16 protein-coding genes and 1 pseudogene are annotated in these 18,229 nt (G+C 58.5%); 7 read left to right on the top strand and 10 right to left on the bottom strand.

The window, feature by feature from the left end:
* From KUF73_RS29325 to KUF73_RS29345, 5 genes and pseudogenes are all read right to left on the bottom strand, one after another.
* Positions 1-346, bottom strand: a pseudogene (locus KUF73_RS29325) (permease DsdX); the annotation flags it as partial.
* Positions 347-564: 218 nt separating this feature from the next.
* On the bottom strand, positions 565-2,010 hold the full coding sequence (locus KUF73_RS29330; RefSeq protein WP_218441442.1) for a SulP family inorganic anion transporter: 1,446 nt from the start codon (positions 2,008-2,010) through the stop codon (positions 565-567).
* A gap of 195 nt (positions 2,011-2,205) precedes the next feature.
* Complete coding sequence (locus tag KUF73_RS29335) at positions 2,206-3,099, bottom strand: NAD-dependent epimerase/dehydratase family protein (protein ID WP_218441443.1); 894 nt, start codon at positions 3,097-3,099, stop codon at positions 2,206-2,208.
* Positions 3,100-3,202: 103 nt separating this feature from the next.
* Entirely contained in the window at positions 3,203-4,114 is a 912-nt protein-coding gene (locus tag KUF73_RS29340) for a LysR family transcriptional regulator (protein WP_218441444.1), read from the bottom strand.
* Between the two features lie 131 nt (positions 4,115-4,245).
* Entirely contained in the window at positions 4,246-4,836 is a 591-nt protein-coding gene (locus KUF73_RS29345) for an NAD(P)H-dependent oxidoreductase (protein WP_218441445.1), read from the bottom strand.
* 163 nt (positions 4,837-4,999) lie between these two features.
* Here KUF73_RS29345 and KUF73_RS29350 point away from each other — a divergent pair, with 163 nt between their 5' ends.
* Complete coding sequence (locus KUF73_RS29350) at positions 5,000-5,314, top strand: putative quinol monooxygenase (protein ID WP_218441446.1); 315 nt, start codon at positions 5,000-5,002, stop codon at positions 5,312-5,314.
* Here the strand turns inward: KUF73_RS29350 and KUF73_RS29355 are convergent.
* Entirely contained in the window at positions 5,304-6,068 is a 765-nt protein-coding gene (locus KUF73_RS29355) for a sulfite exporter TauE/SafE family protein (RefSeq protein WP_218441447.1), read from the bottom strand. The two genes, KUF73_RS29350 and KUF73_RS29355, sit on opposite strands and share 11 nt — an antisense overlap.
* 215 nt (positions 6,069-6,283) lie before the next feature.
* Between KUF73_RS29355 and KUF73_RS29360 the strand changes: the two genes are divergently transcribed.
* Positions 6,284-7,165: a LysR substrate-binding domain-containing protein gene (locus KUF73_RS29360; RefSeq protein ID WP_218441448.1), complete on the top strand. Its 882-nt coding sequence runs from the start codon at positions 6,284-6,286 to the stop codon at positions 7,163-7,165.
* Here KUF73_RS29360 and KUF73_RS29365 read toward each other — a convergent pair.
* The 3 genes from KUF73_RS29365 to kynU form a co-directional block, all read right to left on the bottom strand.
* Positions 7,162-8,571 carry an amino acid permease gene (locus tag KUF73_RS29365; RefSeq protein WP_218441449.1) on the bottom strand — a complete coding sequence of 470 codons (1,410 nt, stop codon included), beginning with the start codon at positions 8,569-8,571 and terminating at the stop codon, positions 7,162-7,164. The two genes, KUF73_RS29360 and KUF73_RS29365, sit on opposite strands and share 4 nt — an antisense overlap.
* Before the next feature lie 99 nt (positions 8,572-8,670).
* Positions 8,671-9,984, bottom strand: a complete 1,314-nt coding sequence (locus KUF73_RS29370) for an OprD family porin (RefSeq protein WP_218441450.1) — start codon at positions 9,982-9,984, stop codon at positions 8,671-8,673.
* Positions 9,985-10,088: 104 nt separating this feature from the next.
* Positions 10,089-11,339 (bottom strand): kynureninase, encoded by a 1,251-nt coding sequence (gene kynU / locus KUF73_RS29375; RefSeq protein WP_218441451.1) that lies wholly within the window; start codon positions 11,337-11,339, stop codon positions 10,089-10,091.
* A gap of 220 nt (positions 11,340-11,559) precedes the next feature.
* Between kynU and KUF73_RS29380 the strand changes: the two genes are divergently transcribed.
* A complete protein-coding gene (locus KUF73_RS29380; protein ID WP_218441452.1) occupies positions 11,560-12,033 on the top strand; it encodes an Lrp/AsnC family transcriptional regulator in 474 nt (157 codons plus the stop codon).
* Between the two features lie 144 nt (positions 12,034-12,177).
* Here the strand turns inward: KUF73_RS29380 and KUF73_RS29385 are convergent, their stop codons facing one another.
* Positions 12,178-13,185 carry a helix-turn-helix domain-containing protein gene (locus KUF73_RS29385; RefSeq protein WP_218441453.1) on the bottom strand — a complete coding sequence of 336 codons (1,008 nt, stop codon included), beginning with the start codon at positions 13,183-13,185 and terminating at the stop codon, positions 12,178-12,180.
* A 640-nt stretch (positions 13,186-13,825) separates the two neighbouring features.
* On the opposite strand from KUF73_RS29385, the gene antA reads away from it, so the two are divergent.
* Genes antA through KUF73_RS29405 form a run of 4 tightly spaced genes read left to right on the top strand, consistent with a single transcriptional unit; the run spans position 13,826 to position 18,196 of the window.
* A complete protein-coding gene (gene antA, locus KUF73_RS29390; protein WP_218441454.1) occupies positions 13,826-15,217 on the top strand; it encodes an anthranilate 1,2-dioxygenase large subunit in 1,392 nt (463 codons plus the stop codon).
* Complete coding sequence (gene antB / locus KUF73_RS29395; RefSeq protein ID WP_218441455.1) at positions 15,217-15,708, top strand: anthranilate 1,2-dioxygenase small subunit; 492 nt, start codon at positions 15,217-15,219, stop codon at positions 15,706-15,708. The genes antA and antB overlap by 1 nt, the downstream gene beginning before the upstream one ends.
* An 18-nt stretch (positions 15,709-15,726) precedes the next feature.
* On the top strand, positions 15,727-16,749 hold the full coding sequence (antC, locus tag KUF73_RS29400) for an anthranilate 1,2-dioxygenase electron transfer component AntC (protein WP_218441456.1): 1,023 nt from the start codon (positions 15,727-15,729) through the stop codon (positions 16,747-16,749).
* Positions 16,750-16,792: 43 nt separating this feature from the next.
* Positions 16,793-18,196: an amino acid permease gene (locus KUF73_RS29405; protein WP_218441457.1), complete on the top strand. Its 1,404-nt coding sequence runs from the start codon at positions 16,793-16,795 to the stop codon at positions 18,194-18,196.
* Positions 18,197-18,229: the final 33 nt, after the last annotated feature.

Consider the following 18,229-nt stretch of genomic DNA (forward strand, 5'->3'; position numbering starts at 1 on the left):
GGCCTGTACCGCAAGCATCGCCGCCGGGTGCGGTGGCACCAATGCATGGACCACCGAGAGCCCGGCGACCATCGGCAAGCCGACCATCAGGATCGACACGCCGACCCGCCGCGCCACCGTGAACGCAATCGGCACCAGCAACACAAAACCGACCTCGAAGAACAACGGCAGCCCGACCAGAAAGGCAATGCAGACCATSSSSCAKKSCGGCGACGAGCGCCAAGCCCACGGAAATCAGGGTGATGACGATGAACGGATTGAGCCGGTAACGGGCGATCAGCACGATCAGCGCGATGATGGCAACGGCGGCATACACCAGCAGCCAATAGCCGAAGGACAGGGTCATGCGGTACTCCTCGAGAGGGTCACGTCGAAAATTTGTGAAACTCTTAAAACATTTCGAGGCGAAATCTTCAAACGAGGTGAAAGTTATTTTCGTAGAGGGATAAGGGATGTCGCGCAGAGATATGTCGGGTCGGGGTTTATGAAAATCGGAGAGGCGAATTTACATAGCCTTTGCGCACAGATCGTTCCCACGACTCGGGAACGATCTGTGCACAGACTTCAGTCGTGATGTTCGCTGGCGCGCTTGAGCAATTTCTTGCAGCGCTCGGACAGGTGCAGAACGCGCAGATGCTTGCCGGCCTTGGCATAGCGCTCGCGCAGTGTCTTCAATGCGGCGATGGCCGAGTAGTCGACAAAACTCAGGTGGCGGCAATCCAGCGTCACTTGCGACGGGTCGCTGGCCGGATCGAACTGATTCAGGAACGGCGTGGTCGAGGCAAAGAACAGCGTGCCGTGCAGGCGATACAGCTTGCTGCCGTCGCTCTCCAGGTGCGTGTCGGCGTACAACTCGCGCGCCTGCTGCCAGGCGAAATTCAACGCGGCAATGATGATCCCGCACAGCACGGCGGTCGCAAGATCGGTGAACACCGTAATCACCGTCACGGCAATGATCACCAGCACGTCATTCAGCGGCACTTTGTTGAGCACCCGCAAGGATGCCCAGGCAAAGGTCTGCTGCGACACCACGAACATCACACCGACCAATGCCGCCAACGGTATGCGCTCGATCAGCGGCGACAGAAACAGGATGAACATCAGGATCGAGACCCCGGCCACTACGCCGGACAACCGGCCGCGACCGCCGGAACTGAGGTTGATTACCGTCTGACCGATCATCGCGCAACCGCCCATGCCGCCGAACAGACCGGACACCACGTTGGCTGCGCCCAGCGCCACGCACTCGCGATCCGGGTAGCCGCGGCTTTCGGTGATTTCGTCGGTGAGATTCAGGGTCAGCAGGGTTTCCAGCAGACCGACCAGTGCCATCAAAATCGCGTAGGGCGCGATGATGCGCAGGGTTTCCAGGTTCCAGGGAATGTCCGGCAAGGCCAGGCTCGGCAGGCCGCCGGCAATGTGCGCCATGTCGCCCAGGGTGCGGGTCGGCAGCCCCAGCAGGTAAACCGCCAGCCCCACGCCGAGAATCGCCACCAGTGCCGGCGGCACCGAACGGGTCAGGCGCGGCAGCACGTAGACGATGGCCATCGTCACCGCGACCAAGCCGATCATCATGTACAGCGGCGTACCGCGCAGCCAGGTCTCCCCACTTTTGAAGTGCTCCAACTGCGCCAACGCGATGATGATCGCCAGGCCGTTGACGAAGCCGAGCATCACCGGGTGCGGCACCATACGCACCAGTTTGCCCAGCCGCAGCAACCCGAATGCCAGCATCACCAACCCGCCCAGCAACACCGTCGCCAGCAAATACTGCACACCTTGCTGCACCACCAGCGCGACGATCACCACCGCCATCGAACCGGCGGCACCGGACACCATGCCCGGCCGACCACCGAACAGCGCGGTCAGGGTGCAGATGATGAACGCGCCATACAGCCCCATCAGCGGGTTGAGATGCGCCACCAGGGCGAAGGCGATGCATTCGGGTAATAAGGCGAAAGACGTCGTCAGCCCGGCCAGGGCGTCGGCGCGTAGATGTTTGGGTTTCATGAAGGAACGCACGCAGGGAGTAGCAAGAAAGAGTGTGCGGATGTTACGGAATCGAGGGCGGCCCGGCCAGTTGTTGGGGCTGAACAAAAAAGATCGCAGCCTTCGGCTGCTCCTACATTGAAGGCGTACACCTGTAGGAGTTGCCGAAGGCTGCGATCTTTTGATCTTCTTGCCAGCAACAAGAGAAAAGCTGGTTTACACCATCTCGAGACGAATCCACTCCAGCACCGATGCACGTTTCGGCACCCAACCCAGCAATTCCCGAGCATGCTTGCCGCGAACCCGGCTGTTGGAACCCAAACCATAGTTGGCCATTTCATAACCCCACTCGGCTTCGGCATCCTTCAACGGCCAATCTTGTGGCTTGCCCAGGTTCAACGCTTCGGCAATTGCCGTGGTCATGTCGACGAACGACGCTTCGCCACTTTCGACAAAGTAGAACGTGCCTGGCACGTTTTTGGTCAGCGCCAGCAAGTACAGAGCAACCACGTCTTCGATGTGCACGTTGGACCAAATGTTCTGGCCAGTGCCCACATGCCGAACCACGCCGCTTTTACGTGCCTGTTTGAGCAAGCGCGGCAACTGCACGCTGTCACGATTGACGCCCAGGCTGTGGCCGTAAATCAGGGTGTTGCAGATGACGGCCGAATTCACGCCGTCCTTGCCCGCCGCGAGGATCAAGTCATCGATGGCCACACGTGCGGCCTTGTCGACCGTCGGCGCCGGCAGGTTGTCTTCGTAATAGATGTCGTCGCTGGACTTGCCGCCGGACGCATCGCCGACGATGCTCGAGCCGCTGGTGTGCAGGAACACTTTGTTGGAGCCGCGCAGGGCATTGAGCAAAACTTCCACCGCGCCGCGATGGTCGCTGCTGGCGGCGTTGATCACCGCATCGGCAGCGCGGGCCTGATCGGCCAACAGTGCGCTGTCATCCAGAGTACCGACGACCGGAGTAATGCCCAGCGCCTTCAGTTCATCCTCTTGTGCGGCATTGCGCACCAGGCCGGTGACGTGGTGGCCGGCGCGTACAAGACCGGTAGCGATCGAACCGCCGATAAAACCGGCAGCGCCGGTAACGAATACGTTCATGGAGAAACTCCCTGCGTTGATAAGTGATGCAACGAGTATCAAGCAGCGAACCCTGACGAAAAATCCCCGTTGCCCCAAATCACTCTTGCGCAGAAGTCACGAATCAGCCGCTGAAATCCGAGTTCGCGTACACAGCCAATTTGCCCTGGATGAAGTCCAGGAAGCATTGAATCCGCAAGGCCAGCTGCGAGTTACGGTAGTACACCGCGTTGATCGGCTGGCGATAACCGCTGTTGAACTCGGCCAGCACAACCTTCAACCGTCCGGCACGAATGTCTTCAATGGTCATGAAATCCGACAGGCTGGCGATACCCTGGCCTTCCAGCGCCAGGTGGCGAATGGTTTCGCCGCTCGACGCACTGATCGATGCCTCGATTGGCCAGCGATCACCGTGCACATAACGCAGCGGCCATTGGTTGAGGCCCTCGTTCTGGGTGAACCCCAGCAATGCATGTTCAGACAGGTCAGCCACGGCAGTCGGCGTGCCGTGTTTTTCCAGATACGCCGGGCTGGCGACGATATGCAGTGGGCTGCAACCCAAAGAGCGGGCGTGCAAGGTTGAATCAGCCAATGCGCCGATGCGGATGGCGATGTCGGTGCTTTGTTCCAGCAGGTCGATGATCAGGTCGTTGCTGTTGAGTTCGAGCTGGATGTCCGGATAGAGCCGGCGGAACTCGTCGATGTAAGGCACGATGGCGTGCAGCATGAAGGGCGATGCGGCGTTGATGCGCAAGCGCCCGGACGGCGTTTGCTGGCGTGAGGACAGGCGCTCTTCGAGTTCGTCCATCTGATCGAGAATCCGCTTGGCGTGCTCGAAGAAATACTTGCCCTCTTCGGTCAGGTCCATGCGCCGCGTGGTGCGGTTGATCAACGTGGTATCGAGCTTGGCCTCCAGCCGCGACAACGTGCGACTGACCGCCGACGGCGTTTGCCCAACCTGTTCGGCCGCCGCTGAAATCGACCCGCATTCAATCACGCAGACGAAAATCTGCAACTCATCGGATCTGGCTTTCACGTGTGTCCTCGTTCATGACATCGCCAAGATCGCAGCCCACGACAGCTCCTGCAGGTGTACACAAAACCCATGTAGGAGCTGCCGCAGGCTGCGATCTTTTGGCCGTTGCGACGAATACTAGCCCGAAACGCTTACACCGACAGGCCAAACACCTCTTTCAAATGTTGCTCATAACGCGCCACATCACCTTCGATGTTCGGCCGCTTCATGACGTCTACCGCAAGAAACGTCGGCAATCCGGTCATGCCGAGGAATTCGTTAGCCTTGTGAAACGGGAAGTACACCGCGTCCACGCCTTTGCCTTCGAAGAAATCGGTCGGGTCGTCAAACGCTTGCTGCGGCGCGTTCCAGGTCAACGACAGCATGTACTGCTTGCCCTGCACCAGGCCGCCGCTGCCGTACTTCTGCGACGCGTCGGAACGGGTGCGGCCATCGCTGGCGTAGAGGCTGCCATAGCCTTCGGTGAAGACTTCGTCGATGTACTTCTTCACGGTCCACGGCGCACCCATCCACCAGCCAGGCATCTGATAAATGATCACGTCGGCCCAGAGGAATTTGGCCACTTCTTCGGCGACGTCGTAGCCTTCGTCGATAAACGTGGCTTTGACATCCACACCACCGCGATCCAGCACGCTCAAAGCGGCTTCATGCAGGGTGGCGTTGTAGCGGCCCTCGGAGTGGGCGAATTTTTTGCCGCCATTGAGCAACAGGACTTTTTTCATGAAAGGTCTCGGGAAGGGTCAGGAATTTGATGGCCGCAGAATAGCGATCTGCCTCGCGCGGAATAAGCGCCCACTGCACAAAATTCATTTGATCTATACGCACGAATCAACAGGCGATTGTTGCCCTAGACTGGCGCCCATTCTGACTTGAGGAGAGTTTTCGATGAGTGAAATGCAAGGCTTCATCCTGCACGCCAAGACCCGCCCGGAAAAATCCGACGCCTTCGAAGCGTTTTTCAGCCGTTATGTGCAAGCCAGTCGCGCCGAGCCCGGCTGCATCGAGTACCACATGCTGCGCGACAAACAGGACCCGACGCTGTTTATCTTCTACGAGATCTGGCAGTCCCAGGCTCACCTCGACGTGCACTCGAACTTGCCGCACATGAAGCAGTTCCTCGAACAGCGTGATGAATATCTGGAGCGGGATTTCGATATTCGTGCAATTGAAATGATCAGCCCGTCGTCCGCTAGCCGTTGATCAACAAATGGCCGCCGAGCAATCCGAGGCCAATAAAGAACACGCGCTTGAACAAAGCGGCGCTGATCCGCTGGCGCAGCCACTGCCCCAGCAACATGCCGAGTACAGCGGGTATCAGCGCCAGCAGCGACGCACTCAATTCGCCACCGCCGAGGGCGCCGCGCCATAACAGCCCGGCAGCCAGGGCGAGGGTCGAGACGGTGAACGACAGCCCCAGCGCCTGCACCAGTTCATCCTTGCTCAAGCCCAGCGCTTGCAGGTACGGCACCGCCGGAATCACAAACACGCCCGTGGCCGAGGTGATGACGCCCGTCAGCAGCCCGCACAGCGGACCGAGCCAGCGCTCAGTGCGAGCATTGACGCGCAAGGTCGGCAGGAACAACCCGCTCAACGCATAGAGCAATAACGCCGCACCCAATCCCCGCACCACCCAGTGACCACCGGCCATGCCAATCCACAGCGTGCCCGTACCGGTGCCGATGAAGATCGCCAGCAGCATCGGCCACAAGCGTTTGATCAGCCTGGTTAAATGCCCACCAAACGCCAGTTGCCAGACGTTGGTCAACGTTGCCGGGATGATCAACAGCGCGGCAGCCTGCGACGGAGCCATAGCCAGGCCGAGCAGGCCCATGGCGATGGTTGGGAGACCGAGGCCAATGACGCCTTTGATCATGCCGGCCAGCAGGAAGGTGGCGATGACCAGTAGTGAAAGGGTCAGGCCAAGGTTTTGGTAGAACGTGGCGATAGTATTCATGGGGCTATGGTGGGCCCGGATTGGTCGGTTGAAAATCTGCCATATACTGAGGGTGCCTCTTCCCATGCAAGAGGCTGATGACTTTGGTTGAGGCTGCTGACGCTTTCGCGGGCAAGCCTCGCTCCTACAGGATTGATGCCGTCAGCTTCCAACCTGTAGGAGCGAGGCTTGCCCGCGAAGGCACCCGCCCGGACAAAAAAAACCAGAGGCCACCGATGCACTTCGACCTGACCGACCTGCGCCTGTACCTGAACATCCTCGACACCGGCAACATCACCGCCGGCGCCGCGCGCAGTCATTTGTCGCTGGCCGCAGCCAGTGCGCGCATCCGCGCCATGGAAGCCTCGCTCGGGATCGACTTTCTTGAACGCGGCCGTCGCGGCGTCACGCCGACGCCTGCCGGCAAAGCTCTGGCACAACACGCCCGCGCCCTGTTGCAACAAGCCGAACGCATGCAACAAGAGCTGGCCGAATACGCCAACGGCGTCAAAGGCCAGGTAAGGTTGCTGTGCAACACCACGGCGATTACCGAATACCTGCCAGAGTTGCTCGCCGACTTTTTGCGCAACCACCCCAACCTCGATATCGACCTGCAGGAACTGCCCAGCACGCGTATCACCCACGCCCTGCGTCAGGGTGCGGCGGACCTCGGTATCGTTACCGATGCGGTGGACACCGCAGACCTGCAAACCCACCCGTTTCGTGACGACCCGCTGGTGCTGATCCTGCCCCGCGACCATCCCTTGGCAAACACAGAGTCGTTAAGTTTCACCGACACCCTGCATCACGATTACGTCGGTTTGAATGCCAACAACGCTTTGGCGGTGTACCTGGAGGAACAGGCACTGCACGCCGGCTCACGGATGCAGATCCGCATCCGCGCCGATGGTTTCGACGGGGTGATGCGCATGGTCGCGCATGGTGCCGGGCTGGCGATTGTGCCGCTGGCGGCGATCCAGCGCAGATCGGGCGAAGCACCATTCAAATGCGTTGTGCTGGAAGAAGGCTGGGCGCAGCGCAAACTGCTGCTCTGTGCCCGCGACTTCGACAAATTGCCCGGTTATGCCAGAGCCTTGTTCGAGGCATTGCGCGCCTAAACTTTGGGCAGCGGGTTCAACGCCTCAGCCATCTTGGCCTTTCTGAAAAACACTCCGTAGATCACCGAGAGCACCACCAGGAAAGGCACCCCAAACACCAAGGTCATCTTGAAGGCATCGGTGAAGTAGGTGGTGATCATCACCGCCCCCATCAGCACCAACCCCAACAAGGTGCTGTAAGGGAACAGGCGCATGCGGAACGACAGTTTGCGCTCGCCGTGGCGCTGGTGATAACGGCGGAAGCAGTAGTGCGTCAGGAAGATCATGAACCAGGTGAAGATGGCGCCAAACATCGAGATCGCCATCATCAAGGTGAACGAGCTTTCCGGGTACAGAATGTTCAGCAAGGTCGCCAGGGCGATACCCGAGCTCGACAGCAACAGTGCGTTGAGTGGAATCCCGGCCTTGCTCAACACGCCCATGGACTTCGGTGCGTAACCGGCACGGGACAGGCTGAACATCATGCGCGTGGTGATGTACAACTGGCTGTTCATCGCCGACAACGCCGCAATCAGGATCACGAAATTCATCACGCCGGTTGCGCCGGGAATGCCGATGGCTTGCATGACCGTGACGAACGGACTTTGCGCATGACCCGCCTGGACCCAAGGCACAATCGCCAGCATTAGCGCCAAGGTCAGCAGGTAGAACACGACCAGGCGCACGATGGTCGCGCGGAAGGCTTTTTTCACTGCCTGCTCAGGGTCCTGCGCCTCACCGGCCGCTACCGCAATCATTTCCACACTCAGATAGCTGAAGATCGACACGATCACCGCCACCCACATGCCTTGCAGACCATTGGGAAAAAAGCCGCCATGGGAGGTGTAGTTATGTACGCCGTATTCCGGGTTGCCCGAGCCGAAAACCACGTACACCGCGAGAATGATGAAGCCGACAATCGCGCCAATCTTTATGGTCGAGAACCAGTACTCGAAGGTACCGAAGGTCTTCACGCTGATAGCGTTGAGCACGATCAGCACACTGGAGAACGAGATGATCCAGATCCATTCCGGCACGTTGGCGAACCAGTACTTCATGTACATCGCTACCGCCGTCACTTCCGTACCGACCGCCAGGACGATGGCCGCCCAGTAGGCATAGCGCACCAGGAACCCGGCCAGCGGGCTGACATAGAATTCGGCGTAGGCACCGAACGAACCCGAGGTCGAATGGGCCACGGTCATTTCTGCCAGACAGCCCATTAACAGCAGCGTGATGATCGCGCCGATGGCATAGCTGAGCAGCACACTCGGCCCGGCATAGCCGATGGCGTAGGCGCTGCCCATGAACAACCCGGTGCCAATCGCACCGCCAATGGCGATCATGCTCATCTGCCCCGACGTCAATTGCCGCCGCAGGCCGTGTTCACGGTTGGATATCGTTTCAAACCCGGATTTATCAGTCATTTTTATGTCCTCTGAATATTGTCTTTCTTGAAGAGCACGTCTTGGGCACTGCATTTGGGGAGCACCGGTGGGGATCAGCCACACACAGCAGGACACGGATCAGAAAATACTCAGTGGATACTCGATGATGACGCGGACCTCGTTATTGTCCGTGGTGTCCGCCTGCGCCACTTGTGCGGTCGAACGCACGCTGGCCTGACGCACCCGCACCGACAGATCCTTGGCTTTGCCTGATTGCACGACATAGCGCGCTTCGATGTCGCGTTCCCAACGCTTGCCGTCATCGCCGTAACGGCCATAGGCGCCGTTGGGACCACCGTCGTAATGGCTGTCGTCGATGTGGTCCCCACTGACGTAGCGCGACATGAAGCTCAGCCCCGGCACGCCGAAAGCGACCATGTCCAGGTCGTAGCGCAGTTGCCAGGAGCGTTCGTTGGGGGCGTTGAAATCGAGGACCTGAATCGAGTTGGCGAGGAAAATCGAGGTGCCCGGTTGCTGATCGAAGCCCAAGTAATCGAACGGTTCATCGCCATCGACTCGCTGATAAGCCAGGGTCAATCGATGGGCACCGAACTTGTACGCAGTGGCCAGCGACCAGGTGGTGTTGTCGATCTTGCCGGCCAGGCTCTGGCCGCTGTCGTTGGTGCGGTAAATGTTGAAATCCAGATTCAACGACTGGCCTTCGCTCAACGCATAGGTGTAGTTGGTATTGGCGTAGTACTGCCGCCAGATATCGGTGAACTGCGAACCGTAGAGGCTGACACTTAGCTGATCGCTCAGCGCATAGCTGCCACCCAGGTAATCGACGCTGCGGGTTTCCACCCCGGCGTACAGTGCCTTGAGGGCACCATCGTCGTTGGTCGAGTTACCGTCGTTGCCGGACGTGAAGTGGCCGATGTCCAGTTGCAGTGCTTTGAGTTCATTGCTGGTCAGCTGAAAGCCGTTGGCCACGGTCGTGAACAGTCGCGCGTTACCCGTGCCGAACACCGGATTGAGCGGCGTCAGGTTGCCGTACTTGAGTTCGGTTTTGGAGATCCGTGCCTTGAGCGCACCGCCCGCTTCGGAGTACTCATCCTCGGGGTTGCCCTGGGAATCAATCGGCAGCAAACCAGTGCCGGTGCGCCCCTTGCCGCTGTCGAGCTTGATGCCCAACTGCGCATAGGCATCGACCCCGAAACCCACCGCGCCCTGGGTATAACCGGAGCGGTAATCCAGCATGATCCCGTGCGCCCACTCGTCCCGATAGTTCTGACCACCCGAATTGTTGAGGTTATTGCGGTAGAAAAGAAAGTTACGGTTGGTCAGCGTCAGGCTGCTGTCTTCGACAAATCCATTGTCGGGTGTGGCATAGGCCATTTGCCCCAGGCAACTGGTAATGGCGAGCGGCAAGGCGGGCCAGAGGGACAGTTTCATTCTGCGTGCTCCTTATTATTGTGATTGCACGGAACTCTTTATGGGATGCGAGCAAAGTCCTGCTGCCAGGAAATCCCGGCGGCAAGACACAGGCATCAAAGGCTTCAGGTGACGCTATGACGGACCTGGAATTGCGCTTGCGCCCAGGTCTTTTTATCGAGGATTTCGCCGAGGATCTGCACCGCATCCCAGACTTCGGTGAAGGTCGTGTACAGCGGGGTAAAGCCGAAGCGCATGATTCGCGGCTCGCGGTAGTCACCGATCACGCTACGAGCGATCAGGGCCTGAATTACGGCATAACCCTCGGGGTGCTCGAAGCTGACATGGCTGCCACGCTTGGCGTGCTCACGCGGCGTAATCAGGGTCAGTTCATGAGCGGCACAACGCTGTTCGACCAATTCGATGAACAGGTCAGTCAGGGCCAGGGATTTGCGACGCAGGGTGGCCATGTCGGTCTGGGCGAAAACATCCAGCCCGCACTCGACCATCGCTAACGAGGTGATTGGCTGGGTGCCGCACAGATAGCGTGCGATGCCGTTGCTGGGCTCGTAGCGAGACTCCATGGCGAACTGACGCGAATGGCCAAACCATCCAGACAATGGCTGTGGCACCAGATCGCACAACTGCGGCGACACCCAGACAAACGCCTGCGAACCCGGACCACCGTTGAGGTACTTATAGGTGCAGCCGATAGCGTAATCGGCGCCTGCATGATGCAGGTCAACTGGCACTGCCCCGGCGGAATGCGCCAGGTCCCAGATCGCCAGCGCGCCACATTCGTGGGTCAGCGCGGTCAGGGCCTGCATGTCGTGCATATAGCCAGTCTTGTAGTTGACGTGGGTAAGCATGACCACCGCCGTGTCCTGGTCAATCGCTTGCGGCAGCTCTTCGGGGCTGTCCACCAGGCGCAAGGTGTAACCCTGCTGAAGCATGTCTGCCAGGCCTTCGGCGATGTACAGGTCGGTCGGGAAATTACTGCTTTCAGTGACGATCACCCGTCGCGCCGGCGAGCGAGTGGCTTGCACGCGCAGTGCGGCACTGAGCACCTTGAACAGGTTGATGGAAGTGGTATCGGTCACCACTACTTCACCGTCACGGGCACCTATCAGCCCGGCCAATTTGTTACCCAGGCGCTCGGACAAATCGCGCCAGCCCGCAGTGTTCCAACTGCGAATCAGGCCATTACCCCACTCCTCGGCAATCACCGATTGAGCCCTGGCCAGTGACGCGACTGGCCGTGCGCCCAAGGAGTTGCCGTCGAGATAAATCACGCCTTCAGAGAGTGCAAATTGCTGACGCAGTGGAGCCAGTGCGTCTTGAGCATCGAGCGCCAGACAATCGTTTCTCGTAGTCATTGGTTGTCCTGTTTTTGTGATGACGTGCCGTCCGGGCAGGTCGCAAAGGTGGGGTGGGCAGAAGGCTCGGTGCCGTGTTTTCAGGCGATATTCACGCCCTTTCCGTGGAGAGATAATGAACGAAGCTTTGGAGAATTTTCGTGCAAAGTGAGTGGCCGTATAGTACTTATCTCGCAGGAAATTCGAATTCAATCCCAATAAACGCGGATTTATATCAGCCATGAATCTCGACTCGACAGACCTGCGAATCCTTCATCAATTGCAACAGGATGGCCGCATCAGCAACCAGGAATTGGCCGAGAAAGTCGCCCTCTCGCCGTCGGCCTGTTTACGCCGATTACGCCTGCTGGAAAGCGAGGGAATCATCACTGGCTATCGCGCGGTGTTGAATGCCGAAAAGCTGGGAATCGAACTGGAAGCCATCGTCCATGTGTCGTTGCGACAGGACGTCGAGGACTGGCACGAGACCTTCATCAAGAAGGTTCAGCAGTGGCCGGAGGTGGTTACCGCGTATGTGGTTACCGGGGCGAGTAACTATGTGCTACGGGTGCAGGCACGCAACCTCAAGCACTTCTCTGATTTCATCGTCAACCACCTGAACCGCACGGCGGGGGTCACCGATATCCGCTCGGAAATCGTCTTGCAAAAAATCAAGGAGCGCGAGGAATTGCTGGATTTGGTGGTGCGAAAGTAAGGGCGGTGAATCAAGATCAAAAGATCGCAGCCTTCGGCAGCTCCTACAGGTTTACTCGGTTCCATGTAGGAGCTGCCGAAGGCTGCGATCTTTTGATCTTTTGATCTTTCGATCTTTCTTTGCTTTGCCGCCAGCCGTCGTTACCTACCGCATCCGCCGGGCTTCGTTGCGTTGCAAGGTCATGCTTGGGGACTCGTTGAACAGTTTGCGGTACTCGGCGGAAAAACGTCCAAGGTGGGTGAAGCCCCAGCCCATGGCAATCTCTGAAATGTTGCGCGCCGAACCGTGCTCAAGAATGTCCTGGCGTACGGCGTTCAAGCGGTATTTTTTCAGATAGACCATCGGCGACAGGGCGAAGTACTTCTTGAACGCTTCGAACAACTTGAAGCGCGAAACCCCGGCGGCGGCTTCAATGTCCTCCAGGTGCAGGGCTTCGCGGGCGTTTGCGTGAATGTACTGCCGGGCGCGAATCAGGTAGTGCGGCAACTTCACCCCCAGCACTTCCCGCAGCTCTTCGGAATAGTTGTTCGGCTGAGCGAGGATCAAGCCTTTGATCAGCGAACTTTCAATGTCCCGGGTGAAAGCCACCTGTTCGTAGAGTTCGCTGCTGCGCTCCAGTTCGGCGATGAAGTAACGCGCCATACGCCACCACGAGGCCGATGCCCCATCGACCGCATCCATCATTGGCTCGAAGCGCAGCGGCGCATCCAGTGGCCGCTGCAGCAGCCCCTCCAAAGACTCGCTCATGGCAACCCGGGTAATCACCACCTGAACTTTGCGGCAATCGCCGGAGATCGCCAGCAGCTGGTTTTCATTTGGGGAAATGATCACCCCTTGATCGCGGTCGGACTTCACCACGCTGCCGTTCTTGCTCAACTCCTGCTCGCCTACCAATGGCAGACTCAAGCTGTAGCTGCTGAAGTGTTCGGCGTCTTCGATATCGATGGTGACATCGGTGCCGTATTCGATGGTGCCCAGGGTGGTGGCCATCGATTTGAACATGTTGGCGTTGTGATGAAAGCGGATTCGCTCAGGTGTCGCGGTCACGAGTCGATGCGGCCCACAGATGCCGGACATCCAGCTCCTCGCGGCCTCAAGGTCATCGCTGTCGACACGAATATCGCGACACTGCGGATCAGTTTTGCTGTTCATCACGGTGCACTCAGGGGCTATTTTTCGGCGCGCTCTGACGGCGCGTCTGCGGCTTGAAAAAAGCAAGTTCCAAGCCATGATCCTGCGGCGCCAACTGAGTGGATAGCAATCGTTGATTAAACGGATAACGCGGCTATCAAACGGCTCAGAACGCCTCGTAAAACAGTACCTGATTGCTGCAAACGAGGGCAGCCGTTCATCGCGTGGTGCACCGTTTGGGTAGTCGCTGCCCAAACGATTGTTACCCAACACCCATGTAGGAGCTGCCGCAGGCTGCGATCTTTTGAACTTGGAAAATCAAAATCAAAAGATCGCAGCCTTCGGCAGCTCCTACATTGACCGAGTACATCCGGGATATGGCCAAAGCACGCGAACCTCTAGGAGCTGCCGCAGGCTGCGATCTTTTGAACCTGGAAAATCAAAATCAAAAGATCGCAGCCTTCGGCAGCTCCTACATTGACCGAGTACATCCGGGATATGGCCAAAGCACGCGAACCTGTAGGAGCTGCCGCAGGCTGCGATCTTTTGCGGTGCCCCCAATTTTATGGACTGCCTTCGCCGACTAACCGGATAGACCCCCACCCGCCCCACTCCCTCTAATGAACGCACCGATCAGCCCCAATAAAAACAGGTGCACACCATGAGTGGCGAAAAGAACGTCGAGCAGTGGAAAGCGTTTATCGAAGGCTGTCTGGACTTCCGTCCGGTAGAGGGCGTGTTCCGGATCGCACGGGACATTTTTACCGAACCGCAGTTGTTCGATCTGGAGATGGAGCTGATCTTCGAGAAGAACTGGATCTACGCCTGCCACGAAAGCGAGCTGGCCAATAATCACGACTTCGTCACGATGCGCGCCGGCCGTCAGCCGATGATCATCACCCGCGATGGCGAAGGGCAGCTCAATGCACTGATTAATGCTTGCCAGCATCGCGGCACGACCTTGACCCGCGTCGGCAAGGGCAATCAGTCGACCTTCACCTGCCCGTTCCATGCCTGGTGCTACAAAAGCGACGGCCGCCTGGTCAAGGTCAAGGCCCCCGGCGAATACCCGGAAGGGTTCGACAAAGCCACCCGCGGCCTGAAAAAAGCGCGCATCCAGAGCTACAAGGGTTTCGTGTTTATCAGCCTGGATGTTCACGCCGACAACAGCCTGGAAGACTTTCTTGGCGACGCCAAAGTGTTCTTCGACATGATGGTCGCCCAGTCGCCCACCGGAGAGCTGGAAGTGCTGCCCGGCAAGTCGGCCTACACCTACGACGGCAACTGGAAACTGCAGAACGAAAACGGCCTCGATGGCTATCACGTCAGCACCGTCCACTATAACTACGTGGCCACGGTGCAGCACCGCCAGCAGGTCAACAGCGAGAACGGCACCGACGCTGGCAGTACGCTCGACTACAGCAAACTGGGTGCCGGCGATGCCAATACCGATGACGGCTGGTTTGCTTTCAACAATGGTCACAGCCTGTTGTTCAGCGACATGCCGAACCCGACGGTACGCTCCGGCTACGCGACGATCATGCCGCGCCTGATCGAAGAACACGGCCAGGAAAAGGCCGAGTGGATGATGCACCGCCTACGGAACCTGAACATTTACCCGAGCCTGTTTTTCCTCGACCAGATCAGCTCACAACTGCGCATCATCCGCCCGGTGGCGTGGAACAAGACCGAGATCATCAGCCAGTGCCTGGGAGTAAAAAACGAGTCGGACGCTGACCGCGAAAACCGCATTCGCCAGTTCGAGGACTTCTTCAACGTGTCGGGCCTGGGCACACCGGATGATCTGGTGGAATTCCGTGAAGCCCAACGCGGTTTCCAGGCACGTCTGGAGCGCTGGAGCGACATTTCCCGTGGCAGTCACCGATGGGCCACCGGCGCCACGCCCAACAGCGAATCGATCGGCATTGCCCCAGCCATGACCGGCACCGAATTCACCCACGAAGGGCTTTACGTCAACCAGCACAGCAACTGGCAGAAATTCCTGCTCGATGGCCTGGAAGCGAAATCCCTGAAACTCCGTGAGGTGCAATGATGAATGCGCAATTGCAGTACCAGATCGAACAGTTTTTCTACCGCAAATCCGAACTGTGCGACGCCCAGGATTGGGACGCCTACATCAAACTGTTCGACGAGCAGAGTGAATTCCACCTGCCGCAATGGGACTCGGAACACGTCTACACCCGCGACCCCAAACGCGAGATGTCATTGATCTACTACCCCAACCGTTCAGGCCTGGAAGACCGCGTATTTCGCCTACGCACCGGCAAGTCTGCATCCTCGACGCCAATGCCGCGCACCCTGCACCTGATCAACAACGTGCGCATTGGTGAACTGGAAAACGGCGATCTGGAGGTGCGCTTGAACTGGCACACGCTGTTCTATCGCCTGGCCACTTCCGAGCAGTTTTTCGGCCGCGCGACCTACCGTCTCAAGCCCCACGCGGACAGCTGGCTGATCAGCCGCAAGCATGTGCTATTGCTCAACGACACGATCAACTCGGTACTCGACTTTTATCACCTCTGAATCCATGGAGACCGAGGTATGAATCACAAAGTAGCGTTCAGTTTTGCCGACGGCAAAACCCTGTTCTTTCCCGTGCAGCCGAACGAGATCCTGCTCGACGCCGCCCTGCGCAACGGCATCAACATTCCGCTGGATTGCCGCGAAGGCGTCTGCGGAACCTGCCAGGGTCGCTGCGAATCCGGCGACTACAGCCAGGACTATGTGGACGAGGAAGCGCTGTCCAGCCTCGACCTGCAACAACGCAAAATGCTCACTTGCCAGACGCGGGTGAAGTCCGATGCAGCGTTTTATTTCGACTTCGCTTCCAGCCTGTGCAACGCCAGCGGCCCCGACCGCCTCAACGCGACAGTCACCGACGTCAGGCAGATTTCGGCCAGCACGGCGATCCTGCACCTGGACCTCGGCGCTGCAAACCAGGCACTGGATTACCTGCCGGGGCAATACGCCCGGTTGCTGATTCCCGGCACCGAGAGCATGCGCTCCTATTCGTTCGCCAACCGGCCGAGCAGCAGCAATCAACTGCAATTCTTGATTCGTCTGTTGCCCGATGGGGTCATGAGCAACTACATCCGTGAACGCTGTCAGGTGGGGGACGAGATCGCCCTTGAAGCACCCCTGGGTGCCTTCTATCTGCGTCACGTCACCAAACCGCTGGTTCTGGTGGCCGGCGGCACCGGGTTATCGGCGCTGCTCGGCATGCTGGACGAACTGGCCGAGCGTGGCTGCGAACAACCAGTGCATCTGTATTACGGCGTTCGCGATGCTGCCGACCTGTGCGAACAGACACGTATCGCAGCCTATGCTGAACGCCTGCCGGATTTTCGCTACACCGAAGTGGTCAGCGATCCTTCGCCGCAATGGACGGGCAAACGCGGCTACATTTCCGAACATTTCAATGCCAGTGAACTGCGCGATGGCGAGGCCGACATGTACGTCTGCGGGCCGCCACCGATGGTCGAGTCGATCAAGACCTGGTTGCAGGCCCAAACACTGGACAACGTGCACCTGTACTACGAGAAGTTCACTGAGAGTAATATCTGACCCATCAATCCAGGCCTGACAACAAAAACCAGAAGGGAACGCGATGACGGACGAAATCTTGCAACAGGGAACACTCAAGCGGGGGTTGAAAAATCGTCACATTCAACTGATCGCACTGGGTGGCGCAATTGGTACTGGGCTGTTCCTGGGCTCCGCCGGGGTGCTCAAGTCTGCCGGACCATCGATGATCCTCGGCTACGCAATCGCCGGTTTCATCGCCTTCCTGATCATGCGCCAGTTGGGCGAGATGATCGTCGAGGAGCCGGTTGCCGGTTCCTTCAGTCACTTTGCACACAACTACTGGGGCAGTTTTGCCGGGTTCCTGTCCGGCTGGAATTACTGGGTGCTGTATGTGCTGGTGGGCATGGCCGAGCTGACAGCCGTCGGCAAGTACGTGCAGTTCTGGTGGCCGGACGTGCCGACCTGGGTCAGCGCAGCGGTGTTCTTCGTGCTGGTCAACCTGATAAACACGATGAACGTCAAAGTCTTCGGCGAAATGGAGTTCTGGTTCGCGATCATCAAGGTCGTGGCCATCATCGGCATGATCGCCCTGGGCTGCTACATGCTGGTCAGCGGTACCGGCGGCCCGCAAGCGTCGGTGAGTAACCTGTGGAGCCATGGCGGGTTCTTCCCCAACGGCTACAGCGGTTTGCTGATGGCGATGGCGTTCATCATGTTTTCCTTTGGTGGCCTGGAACTAGTCGGCATCACCGCTGCTGAAGCCAGCGAGCCACGCAAAGTGATTCCCAAGGCGATCAACCAGGTGGTTTACCGCGTATTGATCTTCTACGTCGGCGCACTCACCGTGTTGCTGTCGCTGTACCCATGGGACCAACTGTTGCAGACACTCGGCGCCTCGGGCGATGCCTACAGCGGCAGCCCGTTCGTGCAGATCTTCGCGTTGATCGGCAGCGATACCGCCGCACAAATCCTCAATTTCGTGGTGCTCACCGCCGCGCTGTCGGTCTACAACAGCGGCGTCTACTGCAACAGCCGCATGCTCTACGGCCTGGCCGAACAGGGCGATGCACCCAAGGCGCTGATGAAGCTGAACAAACAGGGCGTACCGTTGTTGGCGCTGGGTGTTTCGGCTTTGATCACGATGTTGTCTGTGCTGGTCAACTACGTCGCACCGCATGAAGCACTGGAGTTGCTGTTCGCCCTGGTGGTTGCTTCGCTGATGATCAACTGGGCGATGATCAGTCTGACGCATATCAAGTTTCGCAAGGCCATGGGCCAACGCGGCATCGTTCCGGGCTTCAAGTCGTTCTGGTTTCCCTTCAGCAACTACCTGTGCCTGGCGTTCATGGCCATGATCATCATTGTAATGTGGATGATTCCCGGCATACGCGCTTCGGTGTTCGCCATCCCGGTCTGGATAGCGGTTATCTACCTGTTCTATCGGATGCGCATGGCCAAGCATCGCGACTTGCCAGTGGCTCAGTAACCACGCAAAGCACTTATTAAAAAAGGCCCCGGC

Origin of the sequence: Pseudomonas sp. PD9R (genome assembly GCF_019200975.1) — a bacterium.
In the GTDB taxonomy this organism is placed as follows: domain Bacteria; phylum Pseudomonadota; class Gammaproteobacteria; order Pseudomonadales; family Pseudomonadaceae; genus Aquipseudomonas.

Coding starts and splice junctions, on each gene's coding strand:
- KUF73_RS29360 (WP_218441448.1), top strand. CDS start 6,284: ATGCACTTCGACCTGACCGACCTGCGCCTGTACCTGAACATCCTCGAC.
- antA (WP_218441454.1), top strand. CDS start 13,826: ATGAGTGGCGAAAAGAACGTCGAGCAGTGGAAAGCGTTTATCGAAGGC.
- KUF73_RS29355 (WP_218441447.1), bottom strand. CDS start 6,068: ATGAATACTATCGCCACGTTCTACCAAAACCTTGGCCTGACCCTTTCA.
- KUF73_RS29370 (WP_218441450.1), bottom strand. CDS start 9,984: ATGAAACTGTCCCTCTGGCCCGCCTTGCCGCTCGCCATTACCAGTTGC.
- antC (WP_218441456.1), top strand. CDS start 15,727: ATGAATCACAAAGTAGCGTTCAGTTTTGCCGACGGCAAAACCCTGTTC.
- KUF73_RS29405 (WP_218441457.1), top strand. CDS start 16,793: ATGACGGACGAAATCTTGCAACAGGGAACACTCAAGCGGGGGTTGAAA.
- KUF73_RS29345 (WP_218441445.1), bottom strand. CDS start 4,836: ATGAAAAAAGTCCTGTTGCTCAATGGCGGCAAAAAATTCGCCCACTCC.
- kynU (WP_218441451.1), bottom strand. CDS start 11,339: ATGACTACGAGAAACGATTGTCTGGCGCTCGATGCTCAAGACGCACTG.
- KUF73_RS29385 (WP_218441453.1), bottom strand. CDS start 13,185: ATGAACAGCAAAACTGATCCGCAGTGTCGCGATATTCGTGTCGACAGC.
- KUF73_RS29365 (WP_218441449.1), bottom strand. CDS start 8,571: ATGACTGATAAATCCGGGTTTGAAACGATATCCAACCGTGAACACGGC.
- KUF73_RS29335 (WP_218441443.1), bottom strand. CDS start 3,099: ATGAACGTATTCGTTACCGGCGCTGCCGGTTTTATCGGCGGTTCGATC.
- KUF73_RS29330 (WP_218441442.1), bottom strand. CDS start 2,010: ATGAAACCCAAACATCTACGCGCCGACGCCCTGGCCGGGCTGACGACG.
- KUF73_RS29350 (WP_218441446.1), top strand. CDS start 5,000: ATGAGTGAAATGCAAGGCTTCATCCTGCACGCCAAGACCCGCCCGGAA.
- KUF73_RS29380 (WP_218441452.1), top strand. CDS start 11,560: ATGAATCTCGACTCGACAGACCTGCGAATCCTTCATCAATTGCAACAG.
- antB (WP_218441455.1), top strand. CDS start 15,217: ATGAATGCGCAATTGCAGTACCAGATCGAACAGTTTTTCTACCGCAAA.